General features: G+C 44.7%; 19 protein-coding genes. 11 read left to right on the top strand and 8 right to left on the bottom strand.

The features are described 5' to 3' along the window. Positions 1 to 131: 131 nt before the first annotated feature. Positions 132 to 1,808 (top strand): radical SAM protein, encoded by a 1,677-nt coding sequence (locus tag DMB44_RS01465; RefSeq protein ID WP_110640284.1) that lies wholly within the window; start codon positions 132 to 134, stop codon positions 1,806 to 1,808. Positions 1,809 to 1,912: 104 nt separating this feature from the next. Continuing rightward, on the top strand, positions 1,913 to 2,929 hold the full coding sequence (locus DMB44_RS01460) for an aldo/keto reductase (protein ID WP_110640283.1): 1,017 nt from the start codon (positions 1,913 to 1,915) through the stop codon (positions 2,927 to 2,929). Positions 2,930 to 2,933: 4 nt separating this feature from the next. Here the strand turns inward: DMB44_RS01460 and DMB44_RS01455 are convergent, their stop codons facing one another. Further along, a complete protein-coding gene (locus DMB44_RS01455; protein ID WP_110640282.1) occupies positions 2,934 to 4,775 on the bottom strand; it encodes a glycoside hydrolase family 15 protein in 1,842 nt (613 codons plus the stop codon). A 168-nt stretch (positions 4,776 to 4,943) separates the two neighbouring features. Between DMB44_RS01455 and aroB the strand changes: the two genes are divergently transcribed. From aroB to argS, 5 genes are read left to right on the top strand one after another with little or no spacing between them, the layout of a single operon-like run. Continuing rightward, the gene (gene aroB / locus DMB44_RS01450) at positions 4,944 to 6,026 is read left to right on the top strand and encodes a 3-dehydroquinate synthase (protein ID WP_110640281.1); all 1,083 of its coding nucleotides are present in this window, start codon (positions 4,944 to 4,946) and stop codon (positions 6,024 to 6,026) included. Next, the gene (locus DMB44_RS01445) at positions 6,013 to 6,819 is read left to right on the top strand and encodes a shikimate dehydrogenase (RefSeq protein ID WP_110640280.1); all 807 of its coding nucleotides are present in this window, start codon (positions 6,013 to 6,015) and stop codon (positions 6,817 to 6,819) included. The genes aroB and DMB44_RS01445 overlap by 14 nt, the downstream gene beginning before the upstream one ends. Further along, the gene (locus DMB44_RS01440) at positions 6,800 to 7,606 is read left to right on the top strand and encodes a shikimate kinase (RefSeq protein WP_110640279.1); all 807 of its coding nucleotides are present in this window, start codon (positions 6,800 to 6,802) and stop codon (positions 7,604 to 7,606) included. Before DMB44_RS01445 ends, DMB44_RS01440 begins: the two co-directional genes overlap by 20 nt. Then, entirely contained in the window at positions 7,596 to 8,828 is a 1,233-nt protein-coding gene (locus DMB44_RS01435; protein ID WP_110640278.1) for a 3-phosphoshikimate 1-carboxyvinyltransferase, read from the top strand. Before DMB44_RS01440 ends, DMB44_RS01435 begins: the two co-directional genes overlap by 11 nt. 27 nt (positions 8,829 to 8,855) lie before the next feature. Further along, on the top strand, positions 8,856 to 10,496 hold the full coding sequence (gene argS / locus DMB44_RS01430) for an arginine--tRNA ligase (protein WP_110640277.1): 1,641 nt from the start codon (positions 8,856 to 8,858) through the stop codon (positions 10,494 to 10,496). Positions 10,497 to 10,516: 20 nt separating this feature from the next. On the opposite strand, the gene DMB44_RS01425 is transcribed toward argS, so the two are convergent. Together DMB44_RS01425 and DMB44_RS01420 are read right to left on the bottom strand one after the other, a co-directional pair. Then, positions 10,517 to 13,342, bottom strand: a complete 2,826-nt coding sequence (locus DMB44_RS01425) for a CARDB domain-containing protein (RefSeq protein WP_237265217.1) — start codon at positions 13,340 to 13,342, stop codon at positions 10,517 to 10,519. Positions 13,343 to 13,599: 257 nt separating this feature from the next. Beyond that, positions 13,600 to 15,000, bottom strand: a complete 1,401-nt coding sequence (locus tag DMB44_RS01420; RefSeq protein ID WP_110640276.1) for an RtcB family protein — start codon at positions 14,998 to 15,000, stop codon at positions 13,600 to 13,602. Between the two features lie 221 nt (positions 15,001 to 15,221). Between DMB44_RS01420 and DMB44_RS01415 the strand changes: the two genes are divergently transcribed. From DMB44_RS01415 to DMB44_RS01405, 3 genes are all read left to right on the top strand, one after another. Continuing rightward, positions 15,222 to 15,491, top strand: a complete 270-nt coding sequence (locus DMB44_RS01415; RefSeq protein WP_110640275.1) for a hypothetical protein — start codon at positions 15,222 to 15,224, stop codon at positions 15,489 to 15,491. A 429-nt stretch (positions 15,492 to 15,920) separates the two neighbouring features. Continuing rightward, a complete protein-coding gene (locus DMB44_RS01410; RefSeq protein WP_369907610.1) occupies positions 15,921 to 16,205 on the top strand; it encodes a transcriptional regulator in 285 nt (94 codons plus the stop codon). A gap of 31 nt (positions 16,206 to 16,236) precedes the next feature. Beyond that, positions 16,237 to 16,788, top strand: coding sequence for a GNAT family N-acetyltransferase (locus tag DMB44_RS01405; RefSeq protein WP_110640273.1), 552 nt, complete (start codon positions 16,237 to 16,239; stop codon positions 16,786 to 16,788). Here the strand turns inward: DMB44_RS01405 and DMB44_RS01400 are convergent. Further along, positions 16,772 to 17,107 carry a hypothetical protein gene (locus tag DMB44_RS01400; RefSeq protein WP_110640272.1) on the bottom strand — a complete coding sequence of 112 codons (336 nt, stop codon included), beginning with the start codon at positions 17,105 to 17,107 and terminating at the stop codon, positions 16,772 to 16,774. The two genes, DMB44_RS01405 and DMB44_RS01400, sit on opposite strands and share 17 nt — an antisense overlap. Next, entirely contained in the window at positions 17,100 to 17,297 is a 198-nt protein-coding gene (locus DMB44_RS01395; protein WP_110640271.1) for a hypothetical protein, read from the bottom strand. The genes DMB44_RS01400 and DMB44_RS01395 overlap by 8 nt, the downstream gene beginning before the upstream one ends. Before the next feature lie 183 nt (positions 17,298 to 17,480). Here DMB44_RS01395 and DMB44_RS01390 point away from each other — a divergent pair, with 183 nt between their 5' ends. Then, positions 17,481 to 18,422, top strand: a complete 942-nt coding sequence (locus tag DMB44_RS01390) for a radical SAM protein (protein ID WP_110640270.1) — start codon at positions 17,481 to 17,483, stop codon at positions 18,420 to 18,422. A 329-nt stretch (positions 18,423 to 18,751) separates the two neighbouring features. Here the strand turns inward: DMB44_RS01390 and DMB44_RS01385 are convergent, their stop codons facing one another. Genes DMB44_RS01385 through DMB44_RS01370 form a run of 3 tightly spaced genes read right to left on the bottom strand, consistent with a single transcriptional unit; the run spans position 18,752 to position 22,715 of the window. Next, on the bottom strand, positions 18,752 to 20,185 hold the full coding sequence (locus DMB44_RS01385) for an ABC transporter ATP-binding protein (protein ID WP_161952075.1): 1,434 nt from the start codon (positions 20,183 to 20,185) through the stop codon (positions 18,752 to 18,754). Beyond that, positions 20,185 to 21,759, bottom strand: coding sequence for an ABC transporter ATP-binding protein (locus DMB44_RS09385; RefSeq protein ID WP_161952074.1), 1,575 nt, complete (start codon positions 21,757 to 21,759; stop codon positions 20,185 to 20,187). Before DMB44_RS09385 ends, DMB44_RS01385 begins: the two co-directional genes overlap by 1 nt. Continuing rightward, positions 21,756 to 22,715 carry an ABC transporter permease gene (locus DMB44_RS01370; protein WP_110640268.1) on the bottom strand — a complete coding sequence of 320 codons (960 nt, stop codon included), beginning with the start codon at positions 22,713 to 22,715 and terminating at the stop codon, positions 21,756 to 21,758. The genes DMB44_RS09385 and DMB44_RS01370 overlap by 4 nt, the downstream gene beginning before the upstream one ends. Positions 22,716 to 22,721: the final 6 nt, after the last annotated feature.

Below are 22,721 nucleotides of genomic sequence, written 5' to 3'. Positions count from 1 at the left end.
ATAATATTTTTCAATTAAAAATAAACGGATATTTCATAGTGAAAAAATTTCCAGACTGTCAGACAATACAATTTTTATCAGTTTTTGGAGGAAAAGTTTATGAATAAAGAGAGTCTACATATGAAGATAAAATGACCAGATTCGTGCTCGTATCTGACACCACACTTAGTTATGAATACAGACATTTTCCACTGCTGGACTTTCTACCATGCGCACCTGGAAAGACGATACCCGGGCCAATATACCGCTTTCTGAAAGGCCCAGAACCTCCCAATGTTAATGGTATAGTGAAGTATGCACCATACGCCATAAGGAAGATAGAGGCGTCGCTTGTCAGAGCTTTCGGAAGAGACAGCGTAGTGGTCGTCGATGAGGATTATCTGGGCGAATACGTTGACGAGAAGACTGAAGTGATAGGAGTATCTACCATGGATCCACTTGGCCTCGGACCAACAACGATGTCCTATTATGCCCTGTTTGGAGGGGATTTGGACGCCTGGGTCAGACGCGAATGGGACAGCCTCATGGAAAAGGTTAACAAGGCGAGGGAGGGCAAGAAAGCCAAGCTGATAGTCGGAGGCCCTGGAGTATGGGAATTCACCATATTGAGGGATGAGATCGACAAGTACAAGGTGGATTACTATGTGCAGGGAGAGACCGACGATGTTGTTGCAGAGCTTTTCAGGCAGGTAGCGGAAGACAACATCGATAAACAGATGTTCTTCAATGGATACATGAGCTATGATGAGAATTTCCATAAGGTGCTGAAGAAGGATGACAAATTCCTGGCGAGGGGAATAACACAGTCAGCATATCCACGGCTTGAGGATATACCGGAGATCATAAACCCATCCATGAAGGGCATGGTTGAGGTGATGCGTGGATGCGGAGTTGGCTGCGATTTCTGCGAAGTCACGCTCAGACCGTTAAGATACATGCCGCTGAACATGATCGTGGATGAGATAAAGATCAACGTTGCAGGGGGCGTAGATAACGCCTGGCTGCATTCTGACGAAATATTTGGTTACAAGCATGGCCATTTCTTTGAGCCAAACGAAGAGGCGCTGAGCGAGCTGTTCTCCACAGTGATGAGCGTTCCAGGCGTTAAAACCTCGAATCCAACCCACGGAAGAATATCAATACCGGCCGGATACCCGGAGATGATGGAGAAATTCTCAAAGATACTCAAGGCTGGCCCTAGGAACTGGATAGGTATTCAGACTGGACTTGAAACCGGCAGCGAGGAGCTGGCAAAAAAGCACATGCCCAACAAGACTCTTCCGCTTAGGATAGGCGTAGACGGATCCTGGCAGGATATCGTATGGCAGGGAGTTGCTGTGGAAACCAAGTATTATTGGAGATCTGCTTTCACCATACAGGTCGGGCAGGAGGGTGAAACGCCTGAGGATCTCTGGGACACGATCGCGCTGATCAACAAGCTCAGCAACTCCTATGTTGACGGCCGTCCATTCGAGTTCACCGTGACTCCGCTCGTTAACGTGCCGCTGGGAAGGATCAAATCGAAGAAATTCAATACCAGCATGTTGGACGTGAATGGCCTGGCTGTCTACTACGCATCCTACAGGCATCTGGCCAAGATGGCGGCAAGAGACGGCTTCAAGGATGCCCACGGAAACGCCTTCCTGAAGCTTGCCACCGGCGGCCTCATCTCCTTCGGAGGAAGGCTGATGATGGACTTCATAGAGAAGAAGGCCCAGAAAGCAGGCGTGGACATAGATAAGGTAAAGAGATGGGGTGTGGAAGGAACTGATGAGATAACTTCTCTGGCACAGTTCGCCAGAGCCTGATCCTACCACCATATTTTATCAATTTTTTTGTAAGGTGGCTTTTTCCTTAAATGTTATAACTGATGTACTGAAAACTTTTTCATACATGCGGAAATAGGAGATGCATGAAATATGTTAGACTGGGAAATTCTGGAACGATGGTTTCACAGGTGGCAATAGGCACCTGGCATCTACCTGGATCTGGCAAGTATCATCTGGATGGTGTTGAAAAGGTAGATGAGGCTGAGTTCTACAAGATAGTTAGAAGGGCCTATGATGTAGGGATCAATTTCTTCGATACGGCAAATATTTACCATGGCAGAGTTGAAAAGAATGAGGATCATATAGATCATATCGGCAACTCAGAGAGGATTCTCGGTAGAACTCTGAAGGGGTACGATAGAGAATCGATCGTTGTTGCCACCAAGGTCAGAGGACCTGTTTCCACATTTCCAAATGGGGAGGGGCTGTCTAGGAAGCACATTATGTGGCAGATACGAGAAAGCCTGAACAGGCTGGATATGGACTACGTAGACCTATATCAGATGCACTGGCCGGATCCGAATACACCGCATCTTGAAACGATGACCACGCTTAGCCATCTAGTTGATCTTGACCTTGTAAGATACACGGGCGAGAGCAACCATTCTGCTTCAGACATCGAGGACTTCATGAAGCTATCGGAAGACCACAGACTGCATTCATTCGTGACGATGCAGGAGCCGTATAACATACTGCAGCGCGATATAGAAAAAGATAAATTGAAGGTGGCGGTGAAATATGGACTGGGACTTCTGGCCTATATTCCGCTGGCGCAGGGTGTTCTCACAGGAAAATACCTAAAGACCCCTGAATCCGGATCGAGATCCTCATACTATCCAGAGCTCATAGAGTTCAGCAGGAAGAACGAAAAGGTGGTTCGAGATCTTCTAGAGATAGCCAAGGAGAAGGATATAACTGGAAGCCAGCTTGCCATAGCATGGCTCATCAAGCGTTCTGAGATCGAGAAGATTCCCATAATACCGCTACTTGGCGTCACTAGAGAGGCTTATCTCGATGAGAATCTGGCTGCGCTTGACGTGAAGCTGAGCGACGACGACATGGAGAGGATCGATAAGATAACATCAGGCTTAGTGAAATGAAATCTCATTCATTTATCTTTGATACCCTTTTCAACAGGGCCTCTTCCAGCTTTGGTGCAACCCTTATTATTCCCAGATGGGATAATGCCTGCGGGAAGTTCCCGAGGAAATCTCCAGTTTTCTCGTCGATCTCCTCAGAGTAAAGACCCAGGTGGTTTGCCTTCTCTATGATCGATTCCAGAGCCGATCTGGCAGCCTTTAGCCTCTTCATCAGTATCAGATCCTCGATGTACCAGAATGTGAGCATGAGGAACGAACCCTCATCCCCTTTTAACCCGTCATCCTCTTTGTATCTTTTGAACAGATAGCCGTCCACCATGAGCTCGTTCTCGATGCGCTTCATGGTCCCGATGAATCTCTGATCGTTGGCAGGAATGAAGCCGAGTATGGGCAAGCGCAGCAATGATGCATCCACATTCTTAGATCCATAATACTGAACGAAACTGCCGGTTTCCGAATCGAATCCCTTGCTGACAACATCGTTCCATATCTCGTCCTGTATGGTCTTCCATCTCTTTATCGGTGCACTGAGCCCAAGATCCCTGGCTATGGCTATTGCGCTGTCAAACGCGGCCCATGACATGACCTTCGAATACACATACTGCTTTGGTTCTGTCCTGAATTCCCATATGCTTGAATCAGGATATTTCCAGAGGTACTCGATCTTGGCCATCATCTCCTCCACAAAGTCCCACAGGTATGAATTGACGACTCCTCCGGCTTTTTCCATAGCATGTATCGCCCTGACTATGGAACCGTACTGATCGATCTGCAGCTGATCGACTGCCTTGTTTCCTATCCTCACAGGCTTCGAACCGCGATAGCCCTCAAAATCAAGCTCTTTCTCCACGAGATCATCCGAGTTGTCTATGCTGTATATGGTCCTGATCTTGTTTTCCCTGGATATGACGTCCATCATATCGTAGAGGAAAGATACGGCCTCCCTCTTATAACCTATGGAAGCCAGCGCCTCTATCACATAGGCTGTATCCCTTATCCACGTATACCTGTAGTCCCAGTTCCTCTCGCCGCCTATGGCCTCCGGAAGGCTCGCAGTTGGAGCCGCAACCATCATTCCAGTCGGCTCATAGAACAGAACCTTCAGAGCAAGTGCGGATCTCATAACCATGCTGTGGTACATGCCTGCATATGTGGAGTTTGATGCCCATTTCCTCCAGTAATCGGTTGTCTCCTGCAGGCGGAGGTATGACTTGTAATCTGTTGGGCGGTAGAGATGGTGAATGCCGTAAAGCGCAACGAACCACGATGAACTTCTCGGATCCATATCTATGTCCGCATACACGTGATCCGCATTCCTCCTCAGCTGATACTCACTGGATATGCCTATGTTCTCCTTCTCGGTGCTGAAGATGAATCCATGCTGAACCCTCTCTATCAATGGCCTCTCGGTAGCGTAGTTGAATGTTGGTTTGAAGTCAACCGTTATGCGAACTGGATCTGAAAAGGTCTCGACGAATCGGTGCACCTCTGGAAAACTTATCTTTCCATATTCAGAATCCGGCATGAAATCCGTGAGTCTCAACAAAACCTTTCCATTCTTTATGAATTCCGTCACAAGTATGTTGGTGAGTTCCTTATAGTACTGATCCACGTAAACGTCTGTGGTATCTGACGGAAAGATAGCAAAATAGCCCCCCTTCTTCTTATCAAGTATGGATGAGAATACCGCAGGAGAATTGAAGTTCGGTAGGCAACCCCAATCTATATAACCGTTCATCGCCACAAGCATGGCTGTACGGTTATTGCCGATAAAACCGTGGTACTGTATCTTTGGATAACCATCAACAGTAATATCACTATATTTAACGAGACCATGAAAGGCCATAGTAGTCAGTTCATTGCGTATTTAGATCATGGATATTAACATTATCTGCGTTCATACACACTTCGTTTCACCGTCATAGGAGTGTGATATCAACTGGCAAATACGATATATTATATAGATATATAAATAATACAAAAAAGTTTATATTCATTTAACAATAAGCAAAATGTGGATACTCAGAGATTCGTCCTGCCGATGAATGGAGAAAATATATCAGTGGTCATAGGGGACAACGTCACTGGCCACATCAATGATGAGGTTGGTCGTTATGATACGCTCGTCTTCATGATAAGCAGAAGGGTGGAAGAGCTCTTCGGTCCGAAAATTCCACCACTGGAAGATTATGGAAGCAGTACGATTAAGATAACGCTCAACGATGGAGAATCGCTTAAGACCCTGAGGAACTATCAGAGAATAATAAAAGTGCTTGTCGAGAAGAAGGTCAGCAGAAATTCGCTCCTCGTATACGTAGGGGGTGGAACGGTGGGCGATCTTGCGGGGTTCGTTGCAGCTACATACAAAAGAGGCATACGCATGATCGCTGTGCCGACGACGCTGCTTGCGCAGGTCGACAGTTCCATAGGCGGAAAGAACGGCATCGACTTCTCTGATGTGAAAAATGTCATCGGAACGTTCTACAACCCTTATCTCATCATCGATGACCTGGAATTCCTGAAGAGCACTCAGGAGATAATAAGGGAAGGCATGGGTGAGGTGATAAAGTACAGCATCATAGCAGGTGGCGACATGTTCAAGAAGGTATCAGAGACAAGCCTGTCCAACTTTATCGAACATTCCGCAGACATAGTGAAGATGAGCATAAAGATAAAGGCTGACATAGTGAACCGTGACTATTATGACAGGAACGGAATACGATCTGTTCTAAATCTCGGTCACACCATAGCGCACGGTATAGAGGGCGCTTCAAAGGGACAGATAAGCCATGGAAGATCGGTCGCAACTGGCATGATGGTTGAGGCCCACATAGGGGAAAAATATGGAAACACGAAGCCCGATGTCATCGAACATATAATGAGGCTCGCAGATAATTACGGTATAGAGAGAGTCAGAATATCAGACATAGGCGTCAATAACATAGTGAGATACGTTTCAAATGACAAGAAGATGGCTGAGGGCTACATAAATATGCCAGTACCTGCAGAGGTCGGAAACGTGATAACGATGAAGGTGACCGAGAGGATGATAAGCGACGGGCTGAACACATTCATCAGAGAGCATGAGCGGAAATAGAATCACAGGCCTCATTGGCCATCCAGTATCGCACTCAATTGGTCAGATAGTCTACAACAGGATATTCCGTGATGAGGACATCGATGCGATGTACCTAGCTATCGATGTACATGATTCTGTCCTTCCGATATTCATGAAGAGCTCAGGCTTCATGGAGGCATTCAACGTCACGATTCCGCACAAGGTCTCAGTCATACCGTTTCTAGATCGCTTGGACCGGACTGCGTCTGAGATCGGATCGGTGAACTTAGTCATAAACAGGGATGGCCTGAAGATGGGATACAATACGGATTATGATGGCATAGATTATGCGCTGTCGAAGAATGGAGCGAGCGTCACTGGTAAACGCGTGCTTGTGTCAGGTACAGGCGGAATAGCCAGAACAGTCATCAGATATCTGCTTGATCATGGCGCACGTGAGATTGACGTTATCACCAGGAATGTGGATAGGGCCAGAAATAAGCTGGATTTTTCAGGTATAGGCATACTTCAGGATACCGATAAGGATTACGACATGTTCATAAACTGCACACCGCTTGGAACTTTTGGCCAAGGAAACCCCTTCAGATACTTCTCCTTCAGGCCTGGAACCACAGGGCTAGACATGGTCTACAACCCGGTTATGACTGAATTTCTAGAGTCGATCAGGGCTGCTGGTGGAAAGGCCGTATCTGGGATGGATGTCTTCATAGGGCAGGGACTGAGAACCCTAGATCTTGTCTTTGGCATCAGGCCGGAAAGACTGTTCAGGATGTATTCAGAGGAGGCCCTTGATGAAATTCGTCAGAGTTAGAACACATGGAGGCATCTCCATAGTATCCGCATTCATAGACGGCATAGGCGGTGCATTCTCAATCGATCTGCCGCTGACAGTTACCGTCAGGGAGGGTACATGCGATCGTGAGATGAAGATATCTGAGGATCTGCGCAGGTCCCTATCCATAGACACATGCTTCAGGTTTTCCGTCGAGAGCAGGATACCCTCTGGTTACGGTCTGAAGAGCAGCAGCGCTTATATACTGGCACTTGCCAGGGGAATGGCACTATATTCCGGAAAGGAAATATCGGATCTGGATCTGCTGAGATCCGCCGCAGAGGTATCAAAGATGTCCGGCTTTTCAATAACCGGTGCGCTGGATGACCTCTGCCAGGCCATGTACGGCGGTTACTGCCTCACGGATAACAGAAAGATGCGCATACTGAGGCGCGGCATGCTTCCGGAATTCTCGGTTCTGGTTTGCGCAGATGGAGACAAACGTTCCTCTGGAAAACTGCGGATAGACGGTAATTACGTGAATTCCATACGGAGCGTTGAGAACCTTGCATTCAGCGGGAGAGTCTTTGATGCTGCTGTGGCTAATGGCCTCATCTACGGTTCAATATTCGGCCTGAACCTCGATGTGATGAACAAAATGCTGAGGAATGGATCGATGTATTCATCACAGAGCGGCAAGGGCCCGGCAGTCTTCGGCATATTCAGGAACAGATCCTCGGCCGTCAAGGCAAGATCCGATATCGGTTTCGGGATAGTCACAAAGATAAACAACCAGGGAATACGTTACTGGAAATATGACAGTTAAAATACTTGGAGCTGGTGGCAGCGGTACCGCTGTCCTACCCTCGTCAAAGAGTTTCACACAGAGGTATATACTCGGATCGGCCTTTCTCAACAAGAACGTCACCTTGAACTACGTCACCATAACCGGAGATGACGCTATAGCCATCGACATAGCTCAGAAGGCCGGTGCCGATATAACGGTTAATGACAGCAGCATAAGGATAAAGAGTTCGCTGAGATGCCCGGAGGAAATATACGTTGGTGAATCCGCAACGTCCTACAGGATAGTTCTGGGGCTTCTCGGTTCTTCCGGCTGCATAACACATGTTTCAGGCGAGCCCGGTCTGGCAAAGAGGCCCATGGAACCGCTCGTTAAGGCTCTTGAAGCCAACGATGTGCGCCTCACACTCAACGGGGACGGATTCTACGATGTGGACGGATCCGCGTCCAAGAAAAGGTATGTGGAGATAGACGGTGTTAGTTCGCAGTTCGTGTCTTCCATGATATTCTATTACGCGAAGAAGGGCGGAGGCGAGTTCCTGGTGAAGAACATGAGGTCACCAGGATACGTGTACATAACGAAAAGAGTTCTCTATGATCTTGGTTACTTCGTCAATGTGGAACGCACGATCACCATAAACCCTTCAGGTGTCTGGAAGACGACCATAGATGTAGAACCAGATTATTCGAGCATGGCATTCTTCCTGGTTCTTGGGCTTCTGTCAGAAGAGGTGGACATGCGTTTCAACATAAAGAGGATGTCTCGAATTCAGCCTGATTCTGTACTGCTCGATATATTCAGGGACAACCTCGCCATAGACAGGGATACTGTGAGGGTTCTCCCGGGCATAAAGAATCGCATAACCATGGATGCGGATCATAACCCAGATCTTGCTCCGCCGCTGGCCGTAATAGGCATATTTTCTGACGCTGGCGTCGAGATAGATAACTATGCAAGGCTCAAGACAAAGGAGAGCGATCGATACGAGGCAATGATAGACCTGGCTTCCAGATTTGGCGCAATCGTTGAGGATAACGGAAAGGATCTCTTCATAAAGAAGGGAGATCTGAAGAACCCCGGTACGCTGGCCTATGAGGATCACCGCATGATAATGAGCGCTGCAATCGCTGCCGCAGTCTCCGGTTTCGAGATAGATATAGAGAACGAATCCAGGGTATCCAAGAGCTTTCCAGGTTTCTTCAAAGAACTGTCCAAATTCGCAAGGATTGAGGAATCAAATTAATTTTATATGCGGTGTTGATTAACACGCATGCTCCTTTTTCAGGACTTGAGAAAATCAATATTTGATACGGTAAATGAGAGGTTCAAGATCTCGGAGAATGATGTATACTTAGATGATACGGGTCATTCAGACATAACTGTCAGGGTTTTCAGGATCTTGAAGTCTCCGGATGGGGGAGAAAACGTTATAAATGATATAATCACATCGCTTTCCGGCAAGGATTATGTTGAAAGGGTGGCTTCCGAAGGCGGCTACATAAACGTGTGGATTAAGCGCCCCTACATGCTTCATGAGGTTATAGATTCCATTGAAAAATTCGGGATCTATCCAAACGTCTTCCAGGAGAGCGACAGGGTCAGCGTGGAGCATACTAGCGCAAATCCAACCGGACCACTGCATATAGGTAGGGCCAGGAATTCTATCATAGGTGATTCTGTATACAGAATACTGTCCAGATACGGATACAGAACTGTGAGGCAGTATTTTGTAAACGACTCTGGAAAGCAGATGATATCCCTGTACACGGCATATATCAGATATGGCGGCCCTCTGACCATAGACAGCCTCCTCGAGAATTATCAGAAGATATATCGTGATCTCGAGAAGGATCCAGAGATCGAGAAGGAGATAGAGAGAAATATTGAAAGGTATGAAAATGCCGATCCTGAGGTCTATGGCATGCTGAGAAAGATCGCTGGCGTTATGCTCGACGGTATTGCCTCAACGCTGAAGAGGATCGGCATAGAGTTCGATGAGTTCGACTGGGAATCCGACCTACTCAGAGATGGGAGCGTGAAGAAGGTAATAGGCATGCTTGAGACGAAGGATGACGACGGTGCTAAATTCATAGAGATTCCTGGAAAGAAGATATATCTGACCAGGAAAGACGGTACTACGCTCTATTTCGCCAGAGATATTGCCTATCATCTCCTCAAGGCTGAGAACAGCGAGTGGATAATCGATGTGCTTGGTGAGGATCATAAGGATCATGCCAGATCCCTAGATCATGTGCTGAGGCATATGCTAAGGATTGAAAACAGGCTGTCTTTTCTCTACTACAGCTTCATAACGCTTGAGACCGGTAAGATGTCGACGAGGCGCGGGAACATAGTGACGCTCCAGGATCTCGTTGACAAGACCTATGAGGAGGCTCTGAAAATCGTAAACGAGAAGAGGCCGGACCTAAGCGACGACGATAGAAAGAGGATCGCAGATGCGATAGCAACCTCAGCTGTGAGGTACAGCATAATAAGGGTAAGCGCCCCGAAGCCGATAACGTTCAGGTGGGATGAGGCCCTCAACTTTGAGGCGAATTCCGCACCCTTCATAATGTATTCCTATGCAAGGGCCACGAGCATACTGGAAAAGGCCTCTGAACCTGAAGAGACCTATGGAACGGAAATGGATCCAGAGGAGGCGGAACTTGTTAAGATGATGTACGTATATCCATACTATCTGAAGGACGCTGCCAATGATCTCAAACCTGATCTCATAGCCGGATACCTCATCTCACTTGTGCAGAAATTCAATGATTTCTATGGTTCCTGCAGGGTCATCGGCGCAGATCCATCAACCTATGCAAGGAGAATACGGATAGTCAAAGCGTATAGGGAGATCCTGTCTGATGCAGGCAATCTGATAGGAATAAAAATGATAGAACAGATGTAAAACATCAAAAAATTTTGTTTTTATTTCTTCTTCTGCTGCTTCGGCAGTTCAGTCTTTGGCTGTGTTGTCTTCTGCTGAGTTGATTTACCGCCACCTGACCTTAGCCTGTAATATACGTAGACGATTATCACAAGCACGACTATTACCGAGACAACTATAAGAGGCGTCCTGTAGGCGGGCGGATTCACGCTGACCTCCTGTGTCAGTGCACCGGCCTTCACGAATGCTGAAGGTTCATTTCCAACCTCGGCAGTAGCATAAAGCGATATCTTTCCTGATGTTGGTGGCACCCAAGTGACCGTTGCATTGTATGACTTGCCTGCCTTGATCTCGCTCACGGTTGTAGATCCAACCACCTTGCCATTCACATACAGAGTTATGTTGACATCGTATGCATTGACAGTCCCGAGGTTAGACACGTTAACATAAACCTTGGCGGAGGAACCCTGATATGCTGCTTTTGGTGAGTATATTGAGTTCACAACCAATCTCGGACTCTGTACGATCATGGAGACCGTTTTATTGTAATATCCAGATATGCCGGATGGATTTGTCACGTTCAATGACACTATCATGCTGTTAACGGTGTTGAACTGTATAACGAGATAGCTCATGTTCATAGATGTTATATTCGTAAAGGTTGTAGAAGAAGGCTGGGCGACGGTTCCATTCACATATTCTATCTTCCACTGGAACCTGAGCTGACTGAATGGATAGTACGGATCCGTTGTGTTGTTTGCGCTTATCACTATGGTCTTACCGGCTATCGGGTTCTTTATGTAAGTTCCGTTGTAGGTCATGAAGAAAGTAGCAGATGGGGGTGTCGTATCATTGACGTACACATGCATTATAACGTGCGTTGTGTTTCCGACTTCACTGGTAACGTTTGCATACGCATACTGATTCAGATAGCCTGGTGCAATGCTCGGATGCTGGAATGCGTAAGATACGTTCTGCCCTATGAAGGTCTGGCCTGGGAAGTGCCAGCTGTACATCAGAAAGACGCTGTATGATGATACCTTGAGGGATGTGCCATATAGGCTGTAGCTCACACTTGCTGACTGAGGAACGCTCAGCGATATGAAATACGTATTGTTAGCGGAGTAATATTGCTGTGATACACCTATGGCCTTTCCATTAAGGGATGCAGAGAATTTAAAGGCGGTGAGGGGTGTTGTGTTGCTCAGTCCTACAACTGTGAAATTAGAATAGGCCACACCACCAGATGGGCTCATCACCCTTACGCTGACAGAATTGGTTCTGTCATAGAATTTGTAAGAGACATTGTAGCCATATTCAGTTGTTCCATTTATGGTCCATGTGAAGTTGGCCCGAGTATAATCGTTGGAATTTGTTACTGGATTGAAGTAGGCCGTGGATGCATTTATATAAACCGTCTGGTTCAGCGGTACCACGTAGTATGCATTAGACGCATTATTGTTCAGGATATAGTTCTTTGACACCATGTTCTTCCAGAACAGCGTGTAGGTATTGTTCGATATCACTGGTTTCTGTACTGGTGAAAACTTCAGGTTTACCATTGTGTTTGCAGAGAGAGGTGATATTTTCACATAACGGTATGAGGATATCAGAGGAACATTGGACGAGGATACTGCAAGGCTGTTGTTATGGTATGTCAGATTGAAATTGTACTGTATTGAACCAGGCGTGTTCTGAGTACCATACACGTAAATATTAACCGAGCTCAGGCCTGAGACGGACGATATGTTTCTGTATGTGGCATTTACATAGGCCAGGACTGAGTTATCAGTGCTGTATACCTTTACGGTTGGCGCCCCAGTTATATTATAATAAACGCCATTTACAAGAAATGTCCTAGATGTGTAATTCTGTGCGAGCCCATAGAAATATTTCTGAAGTGCCGCTGTTGTTATTCCGTCAAGCTTCATCTGCCAGTATAGAGATCCAACGCTTGAATTGGGGAAATAGTTGGGGAACGCCGTTCCATTATTCAGCTGAAATGTTATGTTCTGGTACATCGTCTGAAGGTTCTGGCTTATGCTGTAGTTATAGTACACATTCGAAACATCCTTGGTCAGGGTAATCGATGCTCCGTTTTTGGCCGATTTGAAAACATACGGCTGATATCCTGGCGATTCAACCAGTATTATATCCGTTGCTGGAGCATAAATGGCAAATGAACCATTTGTAAAATGCGAAACCGTATAGTTATAAGGTGCTACAGGATCGATGGCCACCACAGTTCCAGAATTCACATTTGGATAACCATAGAATGTAGCGGTGATTGGACTTATAGTTAAGGTTGCCGTTGAACTGCTGAGATCCTCCAGATACGTTGAATTTGTACCTGCGTAATTCAACACGGCATAGAAAGGCACTTTTATGGGAAGCTGGAATGTGTAGGTTTTAGTGAATACCTTGCTCTGGTTGAACACAAATCCATCCTGTGTCTGGAACTGCACTACTGCCCCGTTCGGAATGCCGGAGAATGTAACGTTAATTCCATAGGTGGGGAACGCGGTCAACGAGACTGGCACGTTCATATATGGCGAGGTGAGATTGAATGCCACTGATCTCTCATAATATATCGTGAAATTTCCTGTGGAACCCGGCCCTATATAGTTTGGAACCTGGACGTAATACTTACCATATGGAAGAGAAACATTAAGATGCGGGCCGCTTCCTGACGCCACAACAACTCCATTGAAATTGAGTACCTCTACCGGTACCTTTGCTGGCCCTCCATAATACGATACCGTTATATTGGCATAGCCAGCCTGTGGCGTCATGGCAAAGCTCATTCCCGCAAGGGAACTCAATGCTATTATTGAAACAATAGCAATAGCAATTGTAGATTTGTTCACCGATATCCTCCCTTTTTTTGGGCTAAACAAAACTTTTCTTATAAATATTGTGATCATTCTGCATCATTGCCCCTCCCTGACATCATTTGTCAATGTATCATTAACGATCAATTTAGAAGATACCTAGCCATCAATATTTTTGACACCATTGATAGCATAACGTATGATTCTTCAAGGATAATCGTTAATTCTTTGATTTTTCCATCAGCGTTTCAGCATATCCTCAAGGAAATGTTCTGATTTATGAGTATAAGGTTTCAGCCCTTCACCACGGATAGCGGTATCATTCTGGCAACCGGCCTTGCCAGGCGAGCCCCATATACAGCTTCGACAACTTCATCGACGTTCTTATAGCTCTCCGGAGCCTCTTCGTATAACACCTGTTTTGTCGCAGGCCTTGCATAGACGCTCTTCCTCTCCAGCTCCTTTTCCACAATACCAGCATATCTCTTGACAGCCTGGCTTCTGCTCAGCACACGACCTGCCCCATGGCAAGTTGTACCAAATGACTTAGTCAAATTATCTGGAAGGCCAACAAGTACGTATGAAGCTGTTCCCATGCTGCCTGGTATTAGTACAGGATGACCAGTATCTTCAAAAGGCGATGAAGAGAGATTAGATGGGAATGCCCTAGTTGCACCCTTACGATGGACAATGACTCTTATCCTTGAACCGTCAACCGTGTGAGTTTCTTCCTTAGCTATGTTATGCGCCAGGCTGTATACCAGCTTTGGCCTTACACCGAAGTGCCTTTCGAAGACCTCTCGAATACGGTATATGGCGATCTGTCTGTTGACAAAGGCAAAATTCGCAGCGGATCTCATTGCATCCAGATATTTTTCACCAAGGGGGGATTTTATGGGGGCGGATATGAGTTCAGCATCTGAAGTCCTTATTGCCTGATCGCTCTCTCTGAGCATCCTGATATAGTCCGTTGCCACCTGGTGACCGAGACCTCTTGATCCGGTGTGGATCATAACGGTGACTTCGTTCTCCATTAAGCCAAATCTACTCGCGGCATCCTTATCGAATATATCGGAGACCTTTTGAACCTCCAGAAAGTGATTCCCGGCACCCAGAGTACCTATCTGGCTGATTCCACGCTGCTGAGCTGCCTTGGATACGTTTGATCCTGTATTCTCTATGGAACCACCATCCTCGGTATGAGTCAAATCATCACGTATGGCAAGATCATGATCCATAGCCCATTTCAGGCCGAACCTTAGTATTTCGCTGAGATCAGAGGATGAAACCTTAAGGCCTTTCCTTGAGGTCAGCCCGCTTGGGATTTCATTGAAGAGATCATCGGTGACCACCTTCAATTTCGGCTTGAATTCTTCATAAGTTAGACCCGTTGAAACGAGAGCAACGCCACAGTTTATATCATACCCGACGCCACCCGGAGAAACTATTCCCTCTTCAGCATCAAACGCAGCCACGCCACCTATGGGAAATCCGTAGCCAAGATGTATATCTGGCATTGCGTATGACGCTTTAATTATACCCGGAAGCTTTGCAACGTTCATAACCTGCTTCAGCGACCCCTCATCAATGCTTTCCTTGAAGAGAGCTTCGCTGGAATAGACTATACCCGGCACCAGCATATCATCCTCCTTATCGATCATGTAGGTATAGTCATCTATCCTCCTAACATTCATAATCCATGATGTCCAATAGAATCATAAAGTTTCATGGCAAAGACTGGCGGACATCTCTTCACCATCGCAATGAGGAAACAATGCATCAGTTATTGATTCACATATCCATTAAAAACATCATAAAGAAGATGCACCCATTGAGCATTTCAATGAACGATATAACTTCTTGAGGATGAAGAACCGTCTACGACCATCGATATGATTAATAATTCCTTTAAGATGTGAGATATAAGTTGCCCAAAGAGATCTATGATCTGGCATCCTTCGATGAAAACATAAGGTTCAAACTGAAGACCGAAGCTGCGCTCATACTGAATGCACAGAGAATAAGAGCGCTGTCTAAAGATCCCTCGAAATTTGATAGATACATTGAGGAAAGACTAGCTATAATGAAAAAAATACTGAATAGCACCGGTTCTTTCAGTCTAAAGGAAGGTGAGAAAATCATAGTGGATTATGACGGCAATGATGTAAAGATAAGTTTTGACTAAAGGACTGGTGCTGGATCATTATCAGAGTCAGTATTCCATTGTTTACGGTATCCATTGATCTTTCAAGATGTGCAAGGGATTATAGGATGGATGAAAGGCCAGAAGGATCGGTCGGCTATTGCTGAATCAATTCATGATCTCGCAATATCGAGATGTACAATATGAGTTCTACAGATAGAGCATGGATTTGATCTTTTTGGATCAGGGACTTTTCAATCGTATCATGGAGAATTTTCAATCATACCCTGAGGTTCTCTGAGAACTGAAGGTTTCAACACTGTGGATCACGCAAATTATGGCCAAATATTTTTAGAGAACCGAGAAAATACCAATTTTTGATCATTTTGTAGGATAACTATAAAAATATATGCTAGCATGTGATATACGAACATGAAGGAATACTCAATATTCAGGGAGCTCATAAATGACATGGAGACTCTCAGAAGGCATATCTCAGTCATAGATGTGTTGTTGAAGGAGCAGCCCATTGGTATAATAAAACTATCTCAGGAGACTGGAATTCCTGAACACAAGATACGGTACTCTCTCCGTATACTGGAGCAGGAGAACATAATTTCCCCGTCAAGGGAGGGTGCAATACTGACACCAGATTTCATAGAGCATAAGGATCAGATAATAGGCGATGCAGAAAAAGCCGTAGAGGAGGCAAATGCAATCCTAGAGCAGGTAAAGAGGATGCTTCAAAAGAAATGATTAATTAGTTGTTTTACATTTTTTAAATCGAATGCTTTGGAAAAAACCTACTGAACTCACACATGAATACGTAATCAGAAAGGCTGAGCCGAGTGATGCCGCCGGTATTATAAACTGCATGCAAAGCGTCATGGATGAGAAGGTATATCTTGTGGGCGAATACTATATGCTCACAGAGAGAGCTGAGCAAGAGAGGATAAAGAGCCTCGATGATCTGACGCTCGTGGCCGTCCTGGACAGGAAAGTTGTAGGTGTTTTGACCGTACAGCGCGGCATATACAGAAAGAACAAGCATACCGGAAGCCTCGGCATCGCCATCATGGCAGGGCACAGGCATAAGGGCCTCGGCACAAAGATGATAAGACAGGCAATTGAGTGGTGCGAGGATCAGGGAATAAAAAAACTAAATCTGGAAGTTTTTTCTACGAATATCAACGCAATTAATGCTTATAAGAAGATCGGCTTTGAGGTGGAAGGCTACAGAAAAAAACAGTTCATCATAGAGGGACAATTCGTAGACGATGTATTGATGACCTATTATGTCGATCCGAATCTGAGGGATATACCTAATCCATCCGCGTGACCATATATTTTTCTATTATATATGATATTGAATCCAAAATATTATCCGGTATCTCCATGTTTCTCATCCTGGTATATTCCATAAGACCTGAGATCTGTATTGCCATGCGCTTCATATCCTCCAAAGCCGAGAACAGCGAATATTTTGCCGAGGCATATTTCGACTCGATATCAGATTTTTTCTTCAGCGCTTCCTGATATTGCTCACAAACATCAATCAATTCTTCCATTGCCTTTGAAAGATTCTCATCTGCCTTTATTCTTTCAAGATCCTCTTCGCTTATGCTTATACATTTCCTGATGCCCTGCAACCTATTCATTAATGGCCCTCTCCAGCCATGTTATAATCCTTTCGGCCATCTGTTTGTCTCTATTCACAGTCTTCAGATCGTCATAGATCTGAGCAGTATTTTCCTTTAAATATTCAATTTCCTCCTCTATCTGAAAGATCATCGCCTTATAATACGAACGTTCTCTGTTAATGCGCAGTATCAGATCTTCCTCAGCCATTGAATGAATATATTTAATGCATATATAAATTTGGCATTCAAAAATCAATATTTCTGATGCACGAAAAATATATCAAGAAAATATGCATTCCATGATGACTCTCGGATCAAATGCGAATTCCGAGAGCATTTGTCGTGATGATGAATTAAAAAAATTAAATTAGTTGTTGGGTTACGTGAGTATATGAAAACCATGATATGGAATATTGACTACTTTTGCAACCTCAGATGCAAAAGCTGCAATGCCTGGCAGGGTAAGATATTTTTTCCAGAAGATCAGATAGATAAACACATTCAGGAGATGAAGAAAAACGGTATTAAGATAGTATCCGTGACCGGTGGCGAACCGACACTCAACAAATCCGTTGTGGATATAGTGAGAAAGCTGAAGGAAAACCACTTTTTTACCCATATAGCATCCAATGGAACGAATCCGTATGTGCTCAGAAAGCTATATCCGTATCTGGATGCTGTCACGATCTCTCTCGACAGCAACGTCCCTGAGGAACATAATGAGTATAGGGGACTGAAGATATTCGATACGGTCGTTTCTACGATAAAGGAGGCAAAAAACAGCGTGAAGATCGTTACAGCCAACATGCTTGTCACCAACTTCAACTACTTTAAGGTTGGAGAAATAGCAGAATTTGCAAACAATGAACTTGGTGTTCCGCTCTCAATGTGCTTCCCCGAACAAGATGCTTATTATTTCCAGGATTTTCAGGTGACAAACGATATGATCAGACAGGCTTTCAGCTATGCTTATGAGAACTATCACAGGCATGTGTTCGGGAATATGCGATCCTATTATCTGGAAGCTGTGAACTATATAGATGGGAAGTCAAAGCTACAGTGCAAGGCTGGTCAGGAAATATTCTATACAGACTACAGGGGAAAAGTACATCCGTGCTTTGATCACGTGGAGGTTGTGTTGAACAAAAAACCTGAATGGGAAATATACGACAATCATTGCAACCAGTGCTTCACAGAGTGCTTCCTTGAGCCATCAATTGACAGAAACTTCGAGGCAGCGACACTCATCGGAAAGATTTGGTGGTTCAATCACATCAAGAAGAGACACATAAAATATATAGAACAGAGGAGGGTGAAGGATATTCCCTTTTGAGAATACCTTTACTATTTTATAGATAATGGCCTTCTCTTAGGAAAAACCTTTTGAATCCCTTTGCTTGATAATATATTAATATGCATTCTAAAAAGACGATAGCGATTACTGAATATAACAACAGCAGATTCAGTCCAAAAATGTTAGAAACTGCAGCTTCATAGAAGGAAAAATTAGGGATGAAACTTACAGAGAAACCGACCACTAGTATATCCAGAAACAGACAACCTACTAAGTAAAATCCTCGCAGAAAATCGCCGAATATGTATTCAAGTTTTTCCCTCTGCGTAAGCTGCTTGCTTTCCTTTATTTCTTCCTCTTCCTCCCTCTCAATTATCTGTACTTGGCGCATTTGTCAGTTCCTCCTTGACGGGGACCTCGTAAAGAAGGCAGGCAACATAGTGATCTTTCTTGGCTTCTATCAGCTTTGGAATATCTGGTTCGATCATCTTGATCGCAATCGACTTTCCATCCGGTTCCCATGAAATATTTTCGATGGCCTTGTACATTATGCCACGTTTGCCCAGCGATTCCTTGTCTATTATCCCTTTGACTACAGACATTATTCTATCTTTTTCTTGAACGACGTTTGAAAATCTGACATGGAGAACGTTGTTATCTTCGTCAATAACGATCTTTGAGATTTCAGGTAGAGCCTCTGCTTCTGGATTCCTGAACACATCAAATGCATCTCTTATCGGCTCAGACAGATCCCTAGGAGACCATCCGCAGTTTCTCATGGCCTCAGGACATCTGTTATGGAAGTAGCATCCCTTCGGTGGGTTCACTGGACTCGGTATTTCACCTTCAAGAATGATATGCTGTTTCTTTGTCTCAGGGTCCGGTATCGGTATGGCAGATAACAGTGCCTTCGTATATGGATGCAACATCTCGGTGAACAGCGTGTGCGTCTCAGCTATCTCGGCTACCTTTCCGAGGTACATCACCATCACGCGATCGGACATACTCCTTATCACGTTAAGATGATGCGAGATGAAGAGGTATGTGAGATTTCTTCTCTGCTGGATCTCCTTGAGCATGTTGAGTATCTGGGCCTGCACAGAAACATCAAGAGCAGAAGTTGGCTCGTCAAGAACCAGCATATCTGGTTCAATAGATATTGCCCTCGCTATTCCTATACGCTGTCTCTGCCCTCCACTAAACTCATGGGGGAATCTGTAGAGATGGTCTTCGCTTAGCCCTATCTCGTTGATAAGTTCCTTCTCCTTTTCCATTATTTCGTCCTTGCTCATCTTCGTGAGAAGTCTCATGGGCTCTGCTATGATGTCCTTTATGAGTTTTCTCGGATCCAGCGACGAAAATGGATCCTGAAAAACCGGCTGCATGTATTTCCTGTATTCTCTGATCTCCTTAGGCTTCATCTTTGTAAGCGAATACTTTTTCCTAAACGGTATTAGTTCCTCTTCTATCTGCTTTATTCTTCTCTTATCTTCTTCAGTTTTTTCCTTCTTCTGATTGAGAGAATAGTATTCTTCCTCCATCTCTATTGCTCTTCGCATTATATCCTGATCCAGATGGAAATAAACGTTGCCGTCCGTGGCCTTAGTCAGTTGAAGTATGGTTCGACCAAGGGTTGTCTTTCCGCATCCAGTTTCACCAACGATTCCCAGCGTTTCACCTTTCTTCACGGTAAATGTGACGTCATCCACTGCCTTGACATACCCAAGGTTTCTTCCAAGTCCATTCGGAATATCGAAATATTTCTTCAGGTGCGAGACGTATAGTATAATCTCATCTTCCATCATTCCGCCTCCTTTTTGGTTCCACCCTGATTTTCGAATAAGAAGCACGCAACCTTATGGCCATTACCTATGTCCACAAGCTTTGGTTTTTCTCTTTCGCATATATCCATCTTAAAGGGGCATCTAGGATTGAACCTGCATCCGGATGGCGGATTTATCAGGTTTGGTACAGATCCCTTTATGGATTCCAGTTTCTCAAACTTGTTAACCTTAACATCTGGTCTCGGTATGGCCTTCAACAGGCCTACTGTATATGGGTGCTTCGGATTCTTGAATATCTCTCTAACCGGTGCCTCCTCAACTATATTGCCGGCATACATAACAGCAACACGATGGCACATTTCAGCTATCACTGCCAGGTCATGCGTAATGAATAGTATTGATGTTTTGGTAACCCTGTTGAGATCCTTCATGATATCAAGAATCTGAGCCTGAGTAGTAACATCAAGGGCAGTTGTTGGTTCATCTGCTATGAGGATCTTCGGATTCGATGATAGAGCCATAGCTATCATGGATCGCTGCAGCATTCCGCCGCTCAGCTCATGTGGATATGAGTTTATGACGCGATCAGGACCTGCAATGTTAACCAGCTTAAGTAGTTCCAGTGCCCTTCTTCTGGCCTCCTTTCTAAATGGTTCCTCTATCTTCCTTCCGATGAACCTCTTGATGAATCTATATCCAGTGAATCTGGATCGTATATAAGCCTGCACTCTCTTTATCTGGCTGCGCAGTTCATTGATCTTCAGCGCATCATTTCTGCTCTCAGCCTCAAGCAATTGAAGATTCAGGTCAAATAGCATGTTGTTATATCTTTCATATTCTCTTTCCTGCTGTATATATTTGAGATTTATCTTTGTCTTCTGCTCATCTATTATATTTCTAAGTTCCTGCATTGCGTTCTGATCGTTCCTTTCAATGATCTCTATCAGGCCGTCCTCTGCCTCCGCTACTCCATAATCCTGAGACCACTGATGCACAAATCTCCTCAGATCCAAATGCTTCTTTATCTTTATTGCTTCATCGTAGAATTTCTGAATATCCTGATCTGTCATGGTCTCTCTTCTTATGATACTATCAGCGATCTCTATTTTGCTATGCAAAAGGATGGCCTCAATGATCTGATCGCCTATTCTCATAACTGGATTCATTGATAATGAAGGCTCTTGGAATATCATAGAGATCTTATTGCCCCTTATATGAGACATTATAAAGTTGTGCCTTTTAATATAACGTTTATTTCTCTTTACCTTTACATTTGTCTCTGATTTTATGATTATTTTAGCCTGCCTGTCGAGATCCGCCAATGTATTGAAGCCATCTATATAAATCGAACCAGATATTATTCTACCGGGTGGATCCGGTATGAGATCCATGATAGAGGTTGCAGTGACACTTTTACCGCAACCACTCTCACCCACAAGCCCGAGTATCTCACCTGGTTTTATCTCAAATGAGACCCCATCAAGAGCCTTAACAATTCCTTTGTATGTAAAGAACTGCGTCACGAGGTTAGAAACCTTCACGACAGGTTCAACTTCTCTTTCCTTAGTTTGTTCCTCCTGAATCATCATCATCTCCTCTGTCTCGGATCGAGAACGTCTCTAAGACCGTCCCCAAGTAAACTGACTGATATTGTAAAAATCATTAGGAATATAGCAGGTATAATAACAGCCCACCATTTGCCATATATCAGATAGGTCTCGCCCCAGACCATCATCCTTCCAAGTTCAGGAAGGAATGGATCTACAGGAACCACACCCAGGAATTCAAGCGCTGCAAAAAGCTGTACCACAGTACCTATATCCAGCGAGAACTGAACAAACAATGGTGAGAGTACTCCTGGAATGACATGATAGAATATATTTCTAGCTGAAGAAGACCCAGCAGCATTGGCTGCTTCTATGAAATTCATGTTCTTGATAGACAAAGTCAGAGATCTACCTAACCTAGCGTATATGGGCCACCAAACTATGATGAAGGCGAGCGCTATATTTGTGAATGTCAAGCCTATAATGAACGCTATGGCCAATGCAAGAATAAGAGCAGGTATACTGAAGAATATATCAGTTATTCTCATCATCGCCTCATCGATCAGACCGCCATAGTAAGCGGATACCGTGCCGAGTATGAGCCCTATCAATGCGCCAGTTAGAACTATCTCGACGGAAAGCGTCAAGTCTACCTTCAAGGCAGCAAGCATATCGGGGAGTATAGGTATGCCGTATTCCGTAGTACCTAACCAATAATACCAGCCATGGGCCAATGTTGGTGGAGTAACCAGCGTAGCGCTGGGATAATACGCTTTACCGTGAAGAAATGCCAGCGCATCGCTGAGATTTGACACGCCGAGCCATCTCGGATCTATATAATCTATTATTGCTATGACGAAATACGCAAGCGTTATGATCAGACCGGCAAAGGCTATCCTGTTATGCATTATTAATTTAAGAGTGAACAAGAAATCTTCGAGCCTTGCCGATCTCTTTTTTTCTTCTTTACGCTTTGTTCTGAACACCTCTACTTCTGCCATTTACTG

This window comes from Thermoplasma sp. Kam2015 (assembly GCF_003205235.1).
In the GTDB taxonomy this organism is placed as follows: Archaea; Thermoplasmatota; Thermoplasmata; order Thermoplasmatales; family Thermoplasmataceae; genus Thermoplasma.
Note: the sequence above shows the minus strand (reverse complement) of the source record. Positions and strands in the feature narration are given on the sequence as shown.